The following is a 12844-nucleotide window of genomic DNA, read 5'->3' on the forward strand; positions in this document are numbered from 1 at the left end:
GGCAATGACCCTCTGCAATCCGCTTCGTCGTCCGATGCTCGACCTGTTCACCGCGCCGTTCAGACCCCGCAGGCGCGGCCTGCTTGACCAGCGTTCTTTATCGGACCATTTCCTGCGCGACATCGGCGTGCTCGACGGACACGTGCCTCCCGGCAGCAGTCGCTGAGGAAGCTTTTGACCCACATGGATGCAAGGGAGGGAAAGATGGACGCGTCATCGGAGGCTCTGGCGAAGAGCCGTCAAACGATCAATGCCTATGAGGATTATGCGGAACGCTACGATGCCATCGTGCGGCATGTCCCCAACGAGAGAGAGCAGGCATCGCTGAAGCGGCTTGTGGCGATTGCCGGCACCGGAGGCCGGATTCTGGAGGTCGGGTCGGGAGCGGGCTACGATGCGGACTTTCTGGAGGGCCTGGGCGTCAAGGTTCGCCGCACCGACGCGACAAAGCGGTTTCTCGAATTGCAAGCCGCGCGCGGCAAGCATGGCGAGCTTCTCGATCTCCTCACCGATGATCTCGGCGGCCCCTATGACGCCGTCCTGGCCTTGGCCGTCCTGATCCATGTGCCGCGCGACCAGACCGACCAGGTGCTTGCCAGGATAGAAGGGTCGCTGCGGCCAGGCGGCGCCTTCCTCGTATCGATGCGCAATGGCGATGGCGAAACATCAGGCGAATATCATACGGTCTACTGGCGCAGGGACGATTTTGCGGCCCGTCTCGAAGCCGCCGGGCTGGTGCTTCTCAGGGACGATTTCAACCTGGGTCGCAACGACGAAGAATGGAACACGTTCCTGGCTATAAGGCCGGCATGAAGGGATTTCTTCCCTTCTCCAACAGCTACGGCATGCACACATTTCCAAGCAGCTGGTCTTTGGCGATAGCGTGCATGGCAGCTTGGCGCATGCATTGTCCTATGCTGCGCTGGTCGACCCCCACTCCGTCTCGGCTTCGCCGAGCCACCTCTCCCCCGATCGACGGGGTAGAGGAAAGGTGCCAAGCTTTTTGCCGTCAACGCTCGTCCAGCAGCGCTCCCTTCCTTTCCCTCCGGCGGGGGGAAAGGTGGCGCTGCGAAGCAGCGACGGATTGGGGGAACCACCTGGCAATCAAGCCTCAGGCTGATCAGTCACGCCAATCACAGAAGATGTGTGCATAGCTTAACCCCACAGGGCAGAAGGAGCGCGCGCGTTACAGTCGATGTCGAGAACCCTGCGATGACGCCGACTTGCGCCCAGGCATATTGCCTCCACAATGGCGGAAGATGATTTTCACGTGCGGCTGCCAGCCGCGCTTTAAGGCCATCTTCTGGGGGCGAAATGCGGAACAAGCTGACAGGGACATCTTGGCTCATCGGCGGGGCGCTGGCCTGCCTGTTGACAGCGCTGCTGGCGAAGCTGATGGCCTCGGGTCTGAAGGACCCCACTGCCGACACCCTCGACCGCTGCCTGAACGACCCGGCCAATGGCTCGACTGCAGGCCAAACCGAATGCGAGGCGGCGGCAACGGGTGACTATGATCGCCGCATGAATGCCGCCTATGCGACGCTCATGCACGAATTGCAGCGCGAGGCGGCACAGCAGCTGCGCCTGTCGCAACGCGCCTGGCTGGCCTTTCGCGACAGCGAGGCCAAGGCAAGGGACGCTCTCTACGAAACAAGGCAAGGCACGATGTATGTGCCCATGCAGGCTGCCGACGCGACCAATGTCATCCGGGATCGCGCGCTCCTGCTGGAGGGGTATGTCCGCGTCATGGCGATCGACGAATAGGGCGATCGATGACTAAGCGGCCGCCACTGATGCTTGCCCGGCCGCTCATCACCCGACTTTGCGAATAAGCGAGACATTGCCGCCGCGGTGCTGTTTAGTGCCGGTTCCTGCACTCCGGGGGGATCAGGGTGGAGCTCAAAATTCTGCTTGTCGGCTTTGCCTGCGCGGTCGCGGGTATGTTGTCGCTCATCACCTTCGTGAAATGGCGCGAGGTGCAGGCGCTCAGCCGCTGGTTGCCGACGCCGGGAAAGATTATCTCATCGCGCGTCGAGGCGCGTGAGGTCAGAAGCTCGGGCGTTGGCTCGGACAGCAGCGATACCACCGAGATGCGCAATTTTCCGGCGATCACCTTCGAATACAAGGTGGCTGGCAAGAAATTTCAAAGCTCGCGCTACAGCGTGAAGGAGAATTTGGGGAATTTCGAAGTCGCCGAGACCCTGGCGCAGTTTCCCCGCGGCGCCGACGTGACCGTCTTCTACAATCCGGCTGATCCGAGCAAGGCCGTGATCGAGCGCACTATGCCCGATGGCGCCTTCAAGTTCATGTTCCAGCTCTCGGCAGGGCTGGTGATCGTCGCGGTCGTTCTGGTGTTTTCCGTCGGCGGGCTCCTGGAGGCGATCCGGCCGCATCTGCCTAAGCCGCAGAACCTCGGCGCCGCGGCTCTGCTGCTGTTCATGGGCCTGTTCGCCTTGCGCATGGGGTTCGCCCAGAAATCGCTGGCCGAGCAGGCGGCAAAATGGCCGGTCGTTGCCGGCCGCATCGAGTCCTCGGGTCTGCAGGCGCTGCGAAACTATAGCGGTTATCGACGCTGGCGCACCGTCTTCAAATCTCGCATCGTCTACACCTACGGTGTCGCCGGTCAGCGCTACACCTCCGACCGCGTCACCTTCGGCGCCACGGTCACGGCTTCCTTGCCCGGCCTCGTCAGCGGTCAGGCGCAGAGCTATGCCGACGGTAGCAAGGTCGAAGTGCACTATGACCCCGCCAACCCGGCCTCGGCGGTGCTCGAATGCAGGGTGCGCGGGCTCTGGTTGCTGTGGGTCTGTTCGGCAGGATTTCTCGGCGGCGCCGCCTGGCTCGTCGGGCTGGTGTGAGGACAGGCTTTTGGCTTCCATAACGCTTCCCGGGAACATCCGATGATCATTCGCAGACTGGCCTTTGTTGTCCTGGGTCTGCTCGGCTCCTTACAGGCGGCGAGCGCCAAGGAATGTCTGCTGAGCCACGCCACCTACCGCGAGCCGCGATCGGGTGCGGTTCTGCAATTCCGGCCGCTGGACAATGAGCCGGCGGCGCTCACCGCGCAGGTGTTTTCGCTGACCGTGCCCAACACCGACAAAAACCTGCCGGCCGACATCACCTGGACCAATGGCAGGAATTCGTTTCCGCTCGGCACCATTCGCCACACCTGCACCGACGACGACCGCGAGGCGGGGCTGCAAGATGGCAGCGGGCTGTGCCGGATATGGGACGGCCAGGTCTACGCCTTGACCGGCGGCGGCGCCGAACAGTTGAATTCGCGCGAAGCGACACCGGCGCCGAAAGGGCTGTTGCTGCCCGATTTCGGCGTGGCTTTCACCGAATGGGCCGATTTCGCCAACGCCAATCCGAATGGCTCGGCATGGGATGCCTTCACCTTGACTGGATGCCGCGATGACTAGCGCCATGAGATCGATCGCCTGGGCCTGCGCCCTGTTTGCATCCGCGACGATATCCGCCATGGCCGACGAGCCGGCACCGTCGCGCCCGCCGGTCGACAAATGCGTCTGGGAAAAACTCGCCGACAAGACCGTCGGCCTTGCCGCCTGGGCGCAGCGCTGCGATTTCGGCTTCCGCCAGATCCATTTCGAATTCGCCGGCAACGCGCTCGCCATCAAATACAGCGATGGCGGCGCGGCCGATCCTCTGGTCGAAGTGTTCGACATCAAATCAGGCGAAACCGCCGAAGCCGCCTTGCAGCGCCTGTTCCTGGAAAAGACCGACAAGGCCGTCAGCGCCCGCTGTGTGCTGGCGCCTTACACGGAGGGCACCGTTCCCGCCGGCGTCAAACGCTACACATTCAGCCCCGATGCCGCCTACGCGAAAGAGCTGAAAGCGCTCGCCAACCCCGACGAGGTTCCCGACCCGCCCTGCGGCGACTGGGGTGAAATGCCTGACGGCATCCAGTATTTCGAGATCCCGGCGGGGCGGAAAGTGCTGTTCGTGCGTGTTGGCCAGGACGAGCCGTTGTTTGATGAGCAGACGTTGCGGGTTTTGTCGGCGGGGTGAGGGGTGGGATCAGAGTCTTCGGCAAAGCTTAGCTCAGCCACCTCCTCCCGGCCACAAGGGAGAAGGTGGAGATAGTTGGCAGATCATCTAATTCGCGTCTGACGGGATGCTTCATCGGCAACTAGCCTTGCCCGAATCGACTGCCAACGGTCGGCAATCTCTTGGCACGAGGCGGCCAGCAGTTTTCTGCGTTGGCTGAAGTTGCCAGGCGCAGCGAAAATCTTCTGCGCAAACACATCAACGACAAAACAGAATTCTGCACGTGGTTCGCCGGCACCTTTGAAGAATTCTTCCGCATACCAGTGGAGAAGAGCCCCATGGAGTGACGAAGTTTCTGTCGTCAGTGGTAGCGTCTTGCAGAGATAAGGCTTGATCAAGCCGAGGCCCAATTCCTTCTTCCCTATCTGTGGCAACTTCACTGAGTTAGTCGGCCGGACGCTAACGGAGACGCCGCCAAGAGAGAATTTTGGCTGACTATCTGAAATGCCGATTAATTTCGCAGTAGCAGGCAGTTTGGCCAAGCTCATAGTACGGCAGAGTTCGATTGCATCGTGGGCCGTAAGAAGCCTCTGTTCGTCGTGCGAAGTGGCAGGTTGGCGAGACAATAGGGCCCCGTCGAGTTGAGATAGTCGGCTGTCATCATGACCATGAGTTTCAATGAAATGCATCATCGCGCGCTCAATCTCGTTGTAGCGTGTGTCGAGAAGGAAGCTCTTAGGTCTGATGATATCTTCAATGATCGCAGTTCGGCGGGTCGACCGAGCGAAGCAATATTCGATCAGTTTATTGGCACTAATTTGTGGTTCGGTTTTCATAACGAGAAGGCCTTTCTTGAGCCGTTAAAGTCACACCAGCTACCGATGCCTTCTCGACTCCCAGATCAGAATCTCCATATAATAACCTTGCAACAGGAGGTGGGATTCTTGATCTCGTCGCCCCGCGTGGGCTTCGGCTTATTCGCGGTACCAAAGGCCGCTCCGGTAGGGGGCGGCCTTTGGTGTTTTCTGAGGATGTCACATAAAGACATCCTTATGCGTTGTACCCTTTTTGTTCCTTTTACCATTTCGGCCCGATCATATGACCGGGCCGATGATATTGCGTTTAGCACCTCAGAATTGCCTCAGCTGCACCCGCTGGTCGCACCGCACGTATCGCACTTCTCGCAAGTCCCGTTCCGCACCATCGTAAAGTTCTGGCACTCGGAGCAGGAATTGCCGGTGTAGCCTTGCAGCAGTGACCTGGCGCGGCGGTCGGCGGCGAGTTTCTTCGCTTCGGCCGCTTCATTGGCTGCGGCGTCGGTGAACAGTGCCGCCGTGGTGTCGGTAGCAGAGCCTGCCGCTTCCTCGAAGGCGATGTCCTCGGCCAGTTCCTTGGCGCGATCCTCATAATCGCGCTTGTAGGCGACCGCCTCGTCGCTGGCCGGCTTCAACGCCAGCACGTTGGAGCCGGAGAAGGCGGTCGGCGCCGAGCGGGCAGGGGTTCCTGCGGAACCGGCGAAACCCTTCGGCTCGTTGCCGATTGCCCTCGACACCAGCTTCACCGGCGAACCACGGGTCAGGCCCTTGGAGACGGCGTCGGTCTTGCCTTCGCTGATGTTGCGGCCAAGTGCGGTGTTGGAAAAGTCCGACTGGTCGACATGGGCGAGGTCGTTGCGGCCGAGATACGAGATGGCGAGCTCACGGAACACGTAGTCGAGGATCGATGTCGCGCTCTTGATGGCGTCATTGCCCTGCACCATGCCCGCCGGCTCGAACTTGGTGAAGGTGAAGGCATGCACATATTCGTCGAGCGGCACGCCGTACTGCAGGCCGAGCGAAATGGCGATGGCGAAGTTGTTGAGAAGGCCACGCAGCGTCGCACCTTCCTTGTTCATGTCGATGAAGATCTCGCCGAGGCGGCCGTCATCATATTCGCCGGTGCGCAGGAAGATGGTGTTGCCACCGATCTTGGCCTTCTGCGTATAACCCTTGCGGCGGCCGGGCAGCTTTTCCTGCTCGCGCGACACGCGCTCGATGATGCGTTCGACGATCCGCTCGGTGATCTGCGCCGCACGTGCCGCGGCCGGGGCCGCGATCAGCTGCTCGACCGCATCGTCCTCGTCCTCCTCGCCATCGGCGAGCAGCGAGGCGTTCAGCGGCTGCGACAGTTTCGAGCCGTCGCGGTAAAGCGCGTTGGCCTTCAGTGCCAGCTTCCACGACAGCATGTAGGCGCCCTTGGCGTCTTCCACCGTCGCGTCGTTGGGCATGTTGATGGTCTTGGAGATGGCGCCGGAGATGAAGGGCTGTGCCGCCGCCATCATCTGGATGTGGCTGTTGATCGAAAGCGAGCGCTTGCCGATCTTGCCGCAGGGGCTGGCGCAATCGAACACCGCGATGTGCTCGGCCTTGAGGAAGGGCGCGCCTTCCAAAGTCATCGCACCGCAGACATGGATGTTGGCGGCCTCGATATCCTTCCTGGAGAAGCCGAGCGCCGGCAGGATCTCGAACGAGAAGTCGTTTAGCTGCTCGTCGGTGAAGCCGAACGTCTCCTTCACCCAGTCGGCGCCGAGCGTCCACTGGTTGAAGACGAACTTGATGTCGAAGGCCGACTTCAGCGCCGCATTGAGCGCCGCGATCTTCTCGTCGGTGAAGCCTTTCGCCTTGAGCGAGCCAGGGTTGATGGCTGGCGCCTGGTTGAGGTTGCCGTGGCCGACCGCATAGGCCTCGATCTCGCCGATCTGGGCTTCGGAATAGCCGAGCGTGCGCAAAGCTTCCGGCACGGCGCGGTTGATGATCTTGAAGTAACCGCCGCCGGCGAGCTTCTTGAACTTCACCAACGCGAAGTCGGGCTCGATGCCGGTGGTGTCGCAATCCATGACCAGACCGATCGTGCCGGTCGGCGCGATGACGGTCGCCTGCGCATTGCGGTAGCCATGCTCCTCGCCAAGCTCGATGGCGCGGTCCCAGGCGGCCTTCGCATGCTCGACAAGCGCCTGCTGCTTGAGATCGGAAGCGACCAGCGGCACCGGATTGACGGCCAGCTTCTCGTAGCCGTCCTTGTCGCCATAGGCGGCACGGCGATGGTTGCGCATGACGCGCAGCATGTTCTGGGCGTTACGATCATAGTCGGCGAAGGCGCCGAGCTCGGCGGCCATTTCGGCCGAAGTGGCATAGGCCATGCCGGTCATGATCGCCGTGAGCGCGGCGCAGATGGCGCGGCCTTCGTCCGAGTCATAGGGAATGCCCGAGGTCATCAGCAGGCCGCCAATGTTGGCGTAGCCCAAGCCGAGCGTGCGGTATTCGTAAGACTGCTTGGCGATCTCCTTCGACGGGAACTGCGCCATCATCACAGAGATTTCGAGCACGATGGTCCACAGCCGCACCGTGTGCTCGTAGGCGGCAATGTCGATCGTGCCGTCGCCATTGCGGTAGGGCAGCAGGTTGATCGAGGCGAGATTGCAGGCCGTGTCGTCGAGGAACATGTATTCCGAGCACGGGTTGGAGGCCCGGATCGCACCGGCGGAAGCGCAGGTGTGCCAGTCGTTCATCGTCGTGTTGAAGTGCAGGCCGGGATCGGCCGAGGCCCAGGCGGCGTAGCCGATCTTTTCCCAGAGATCCCGCGCCTTCAGCGTCTTCAGCACCTTGCCGTCCTTGCGGGCGGTCAGGTGCCAGTCGGCGTCCTGCTCGACGGCGCGCAGGAAATTGTCCTTCAGCGACACCGAATTGTTGGAGTTCTGGCCCGAAACCGTCAGATAGGCATCCGAATCCCAGTCCGTGTCGTAGGTCTTGAACGACATCGAGGTGTAGCCCTGCTTGGCGAACTGGATGACGCGGTAGATGTAGTTCTCCGGCACCGCGTCCTTCTTGGCCGCCTTGATCTCGCGCTTCAGCGCCGTGTTGATGGCCGGATCGAAGCAATCCTCGCCATTGCCTTCGCAATTGACGCAGGCCTTCATGATCAACTCAAGATGCTTCTTGACGATCTTGGAGCCGGTCACCAGCGAGGCGACCTTCTGCTCTTCATTGACCTTCCAGTCGATGAATTCCTCGATATCGGGGTGGTCGGCGTCGACGATGACCATTTTCGCGGCGCGGCGCGTCGTGCCGCCCGACTTGATGGCGCCTGCCGCGCGGTCGCCGATCTTGAGGAAGCTCATCAGGCCGGACGAGCGGCCGCCGCCGGACAGCTTTTCGCCTTCGCCGCGCAGGAGCGAGAAGTTCGAGCCGGTGCCCGAGCCATATTTGAACAGGCGCGCTTCACGCACCCAAAGATCCATGATGCCGCCCTCGTTGACGAGGTCGTCCTGCACGCCCTGGATGAAGCAGGCATGCGGCTGCGGATGCTCGTAGGACGACTTCGACTTGGTCAGCTTGCCGGTGAAGGGGTCGACATAGAAGTGACCCTGGCTCGGTCCGTCGATGCCGTAGGCCCAGTGCAGGCCGGTGTTGAACCATTGCGGCGAATTCGGCGCGACGCGCTGGGTGGCCAGCATATAGGCAAGCTCATCGCGGAAAGCGCGCGCGTCTTCCTCCGACGTCTTGAAGTAGCCGCCCTTCCAGCCCCAGTAGGTCCAGGTGCCGGCCAGCCGGTCGAAGACCTGGCGGGCGTCGATCTCGGACCCGTAGCGCTCGCCTTCCGGCAGCTTGGCAAGCTCGGCCTCGTCGGCGACGGAGCGCCACAGGAAGGAGGGGACGTCGTTCTCCTCGACCTTCTTCAGCCGCGCGGGAACACCGGCCTTGCGGAAATATTTCTGCGCCAGGATGTCGGCGGCGACCTGGGAGAATTGCGCCGGCACATCGATATTGTCCAAGCGGAACACCACCGAGCCATCCGGATTCTTGATCTCGGAAAGGGCCTTGCGGAATTCGATCTCCGCATAAGCTGATTGGCCTGGCTTGGTGAAGCGACGCTCGATGCGCATTGGTCCGGTCCTTTTGTCTATATATAGCGCTTTTCCCCAGGGATTTCTGCCCCCATTGCGAAACGCGCATGTCCGCCGTCTGCCGGCGTTCGAAAACGACCGGCTCTCCATTTCGCGACCTCCCCAGCACTTGCTGCCTGGGCTCCTTATGAAGCCTCTGTCACAACGCGCCGGGGAACCTCGCGGGTCCCTCAAATCTGATTTTTTCGATTCCCTCACCCGAGGGAATTTCACACTATCTAGCGTCGAACCTACCTGCAAACACTAAATATAGTATTAACAGACAATTTATTCCAGTCCGACAATTCTCCCTTTCGTCGCCCCACCACCCACAATCCCAACGCTTCCGCCGGCCTCGTAAACAGGCGGAAATGCGGGCAAAAACGCACATAATCCGGGAAAAAGACCGGGCTCAGAACTTTCCGGTCGCACTCTCAACAGGAGCGCATGGCCTATAAAAGGCGACTCGTTTTGCGCCGTCAAGGATTCGTTTGCGTAGCTTTTGTGACCCCAACATCTTGTGTGTCACACATGTGGATAACGGGGATAGAATTGAGCACGAGAGATCGCTGTTTGCCGGCGACAGGCACGCATGCCTCCGCGACCGGAGATCACTGTCGGGTGAGTCCGGGCAAGCCGAACAGGCTGCGATAGATCGGGTCAGCCGTAATGCAGCTTCGGCTTGGGCTCGGTGCCGGTGAACTGTACTCCGATCCGATCGTTGCGGCGCCAGCGGACCTCGCAGCGATAGGCGACGCCGTCGAGCGGCACATAGAGAAGGAAACGATCGGGCACCCGCGACTCGAGCGGAACTTTCAATTCGGCACCGCCAGCATGCTGGTTGCGCAGCGTAACGCCGACTTCCGAGTTTTGAATGCCGGTGATGACGGAACCGCCCTTGAGCACGCGCGGACGGTGCTCGCGCTTGGAGGCGTCGGAATCTTGCTTAAGTGGGTCTACAGAGTTTGCCATCGCTCAATCGCCAGACTGGCCGATTCTTAGCGAAGAAAAATTAGCAAACCATTCATGCGGTACATCACATGGTTGTGAATCCGCCATAGAGCGCGCGAAGATGCCGCTTAGGCGAACCTGAGCGGGTCGGCGCAGAAATAGGCGATGATCTGGCAAAGGTCCGGTTCATTGACCATGCGCACCGCTTCGCTGGAATTGACCCATTTGCGGGTGCGCGAGCGCTTTTCCTTCCAGCGATCGGCGATCCTGTCGACGTGCAGCGGAAACACCAGCACCTCGCAAGGCACTTCTTCGCCTGATGCCAGCACCTTGGCATAGAAATAACGGCCAGCTTCGAGATGGGAGATGTTTCCGCGCAACCCGGCTTCCTCGCCGGCTTCCCGCGCCGCCGCCTCGCAGAGCGGCTCCCTGGCCTCCGGCCAGCCCTTCGGCAACACCCAGCGGCCCGTATCGCGGCTGGTGATCAGCATGATCTCGACGCCGTTCCCAGTATCGCGCCAAGGCAGCGCAGCAACCTGCAGACGGCACGGCGCGGTGCCGAAGAGTCGCCGGACCCTTTCAGCCAGATGGTTGTGCGTCGTTGGCCTTGTCAACATCGGAGAAGCTAGCCCCAGCCTCCAGAATCGTTTGCCGCCTTACGAATCTTACGGCTAATTGTGACCAATAAAAGTAAAAACTTTGATCAGGCTGGCCGAGTCCCGTCAACGAAGGTCGATTTCACAGGATATCCTGCCCCGCAGGCCCGTCCGCGGAAGCAAATATTGTCATCGGTGCGGCTTATCTGGAAAAATGCGGCTTGTTGCGAATCAGCCGGCGTGGTCGTCGGCGATCGGCTTCTGGTAGGTGAAGCCCATGTCCCAGGGGAAATAGATCCAGGTGTCCTGGCTGACCTCGGTCACGAAAGTATCGACCAGCGGCCGGCCCTTGGGCTTGGCGTAGACGGTGGCGAAATGCGCCTTGGGCATCATCGCCCGCACGATGCCGGCGGTCTTGCCGGTGTCGGTCAGGTCGTCGATGATCAGCACCCCGGCGCCATCGTCGGCAAGCAGCGCGGGCGTGATTTCCTTCAGCACCTGCAACTGCCCCTGGCTGGTGTAGTCATGATAGGAGGCGACGCAGACCGTCTCGATGACGCGGATGCCGAGCTCGCGTGCAATGATCGCCGCAGGGACCAGACCGCCGCGGGTGATGCAGACGATCGCTCTCCATTGTCCCTTGTTGGCGCCGGAAAGCCGCCAGGAAAGCGCACGGGCGTCACGATGGAACTGGTCCCAGGAGACCGGGAAGGCTTTTTCGGGAAGGGACATTTTTCGCGCACTCCGCAGCACGCGAAGACCGCGTGCACAAAAACAGGGGAATGCGCGCGGAATTAACTGGAAAACCTTGGACTTGGCAAGTGGCAGGACCGTCAGTCGACAGGCGTGGCTGCTTCCGACTTCAGCACGGAAGTCGCGGCCGCGATTGCCCGCTTGACGTCCTGGTCGCCGGTGCGCCAGTTGACCACACTGACGCGCATGGCACGCCGGCTGCGCCATGTGGTGCCGGAGAAGAAGGCTTCGCCCGTGGCATTGATTCTTTGAATCGTCTCGTCGGTAAAGACATCGTTTTCGCCAGGTGATGCGCCTGGCCGAACGAAACGGAGCAGGCCTTGATTGAGCGTTGGCCTTGCCAGGATCTCGGCACCCGGCAGTTTACCTATCCCCTCGACGATGCTGGCGCAATGCGCACAGCAGCGATCCACCAGAGCCTCTACGCCGTTGCGGCCAAGTTCCTTGAGCGCGGCGTAGACGGGAACGCCGCGTGCCCGGCGAGAGTATTCCGGATTCCAGTCCAGCTGGTCCCGCGCGATTGTTACCGGCGCGACATAGGAGGCGTTCGATGTCATCGCAGTCCGATGCGCGTTGCGATCCGCGACGACAGCGATACCGCAGTCGAAGGGGACGTTCAACCATTTGTGGCCGTCGGTCGCCCAGCTGTCAGCCGTTTCCACACCGTCGAGCAGGTGACGGTACGTTCGGCTCGCGCGTGCGAAGAGACCGAAGGCGCCGTCGATGTGAACCCAGGCACCAGCCGAATGTGCCATTGGGATCAAGTCCTTGAACGGGTCGCATGCGCCGATGTTCAAGTCGGCGGCATTGAGCACGAGTATGGCCGGCTTGGAGTTTTCGGAAAGCGCACCGTCGAGAGCCGCAGTAGAGACTCGCCCATCCCCGTCCGTTTTCAATTGTTCGATGGCATTGCGGCCGATCCCCAGAAAGCGCACCGCGCGGTCTATGGTGACGTGCCGCTGGTCACTCGTGAGGACTCTGATTTCAGGGGCTCCAAACAACCCGTCCTCTTCCACACTCCAGCCGACGCGCTTGAGGAGAGCGGCTCGCGCAGCCGCAAGGCTCGTCATGTGCGCCATCTGGCAGCCGCTGGTGAAAGCAAAGGAGGCGTCTCGCGGCAGATCGAGCAGTTCCTTGATCCATTCGCCAGCTGTCTCTTCGATTACCGCGGATGCAGGACTGGCCGAATAGAGCGCTGCGTTCTGATCCCAGGTGGCAACGAGCCAGTCGGCCGCGAGTGCGGATTCCAGCCCACCGCCAATCACCCAGGCGAAGAAGCGTCCACCCGCGCTGCCATGCATGCCTGCATCGGCGTCTCGGACAAGTGCACGGATCACGTCCCGCGCATTGCTGCCATCGGGCGGCAATGGACCGGCGAAGCATTGCTTGAGGTCCGATAGGCCGGCCGTGGCGGCCACGGAACGATCGTCCAGTCCGTCGATCCATGCTCGTGCAGCGTGGTATGCGAGCTTGAGCGCCGTGTTCATTGAATGGACCTCTCCAAGCAATAGCGATGCACGGGCGCTGATAGCCGCCCACCCTGTCAGTCGAACCGGATCGGTCCGGTTGGGTCACTCAGTTTGGCCGATGCTGATTGCTCCGAGAAACGAAAAGG

At 61.2% G+C, this 12844-nt stretch carries 12 protein-coding genes; 6 read left to right on the forward strand and 6 right to left on the reverse strand.

Annotated elements, in window-relative coordinates:
* Nucleotides 1-4: 4 nt before the first annotated feature.
* From AC1D05_RS02615 to AC1D05_RS02640, 6 genes are all read left to right on the forward strand, one after another.
* Nucleotides 5-166, forward strand: a complete 162-nt coding sequence (locus tag AC1D05_RS02615) for a hypothetical protein (RefSeq protein WP_477437885.1) — start codon at nucleotides 5-7, stop codon at nucleotides 164-166.
* 38 nt (nucleotides 167-204) lie between these two features.
* A complete protein-coding gene (locus tag AC1D05_RS02620) occupies nucleotides 205-813 on the forward strand; it encodes a methyltransferase (protein ID WP_477437887.1) in 609 nt (202 codons plus the stop codon).
* A 501-nt stretch (nucleotides 814-1314) separates the two neighbouring features.
* A complete protein-coding gene (locus tag AC1D05_RS02625; RefSeq protein ID WP_477437889.1) occupies nucleotides 1315-1764 on the forward strand; it encodes a lysozyme inhibitor LprI family protein in 450 nt (149 codons plus the stop codon).
* A gap of 128 nt (nucleotides 1765-1892) precedes the next feature.
* Nucleotides 1893-2858 carry a DUF3592 domain-containing protein gene (locus tag AC1D05_RS02630; protein WP_477437891.1) on the forward strand — a complete coding sequence of 322 codons (966 nt, stop codon included), beginning with the start codon at nucleotides 1893-1895 and terminating at the stop codon, nucleotides 2856-2858.
* Between the two features lie 42 nt (nucleotides 2859-2900).
* Nucleotides 2901-3422, forward strand: coding sequence for a hypothetical protein (locus AC1D05_RS02635; RefSeq protein WP_477437893.1), 522 nt, complete (start codon nucleotides 2901-2903; stop codon nucleotides 3420-3422).
* A complete protein-coding gene (locus tag AC1D05_RS02640; RefSeq protein WP_477437894.1) occupies nucleotides 3415-4029 on the forward strand; it encodes a hypothetical protein in 615 nt (204 codons plus the stop codon). Before AC1D05_RS02635 ends, AC1D05_RS02640 begins: the two co-directional genes overlap by 8 nt.
* Before the next feature lie 83 nt (nucleotides 4030-4112).
* On the opposite strand, the gene AC1D05_RS02645 is transcribed toward AC1D05_RS02640, so the two are convergent.
* The 6 genes from AC1D05_RS02645 to AC1D05_RS02670 all read right to left on the reverse strand — a co-directional run bounded on the left by AC1D05_RS02645 (nucleotide 4113) and on the right by AC1D05_RS02670 (nucleotide 12716).
* Entirely contained in the window at nucleotides 4113-4844 is a 732-nt protein-coding gene (locus AC1D05_RS02645; protein WP_477437896.1) for a hypothetical protein, read from the reverse strand.
* 305 nt (nucleotides 4845-5149) lie between these two features.
* The gene (locus tag AC1D05_RS02650) at nucleotides 5150-8929 is read right to left on the reverse strand and encodes a vitamin B12-dependent ribonucleotide reductase (protein WP_477437898.1); all 3780 of its coding nucleotides are present in this window, start codon (nucleotides 8927-8929) and stop codon (nucleotides 5150-5152) included.
* 660 nt (nucleotides 8930-9589) lie between these two features.
* Complete coding sequence (locus AC1D05_RS02655; RefSeq protein WP_477437900.1) at nucleotides 9590-9901, reverse strand: PilZ domain-containing protein; 312 nt, start codon at nucleotides 9899-9901, stop codon at nucleotides 9590-9592.
* A gap of 107 nt (nucleotides 9902-10008) precedes the next feature.
* A complete protein-coding gene (locus tag AC1D05_RS02660) occupies nucleotides 10009-10497 on the reverse strand; it encodes an NUDIX hydrolase (RefSeq protein ID WP_477437902.1) in 489 nt (162 codons plus the stop codon).
* 210 nt (nucleotides 10498-10707) lie between these two features.
* Nucleotides 10708-11208 (reverse strand): xanthine phosphoribosyltransferase, encoded by a 501-nt coding sequence (gpt, locus tag AC1D05_RS02665; protein ID WP_027045568.1) that lies wholly within the window; start codon nucleotides 11206-11208, stop codon nucleotides 10708-10710.
* Nucleotides 11209-11309: 101 nt separating this feature from the next.
* Complete coding sequence (locus AC1D05_RS02670; protein WP_477437904.1) at nucleotides 11310-12716, reverse strand: pyridoxal phosphate-dependent decarboxylase family protein; 1407 nt, start codon at nucleotides 12714-12716, stop codon at nucleotides 11310-11312.
* Nucleotides 12717-12844: the final 128 nt, after the last annotated feature.

It is taken from the genome of Mesorhizobium sp. P2_E9 (genome assembly GCF_056403815.1).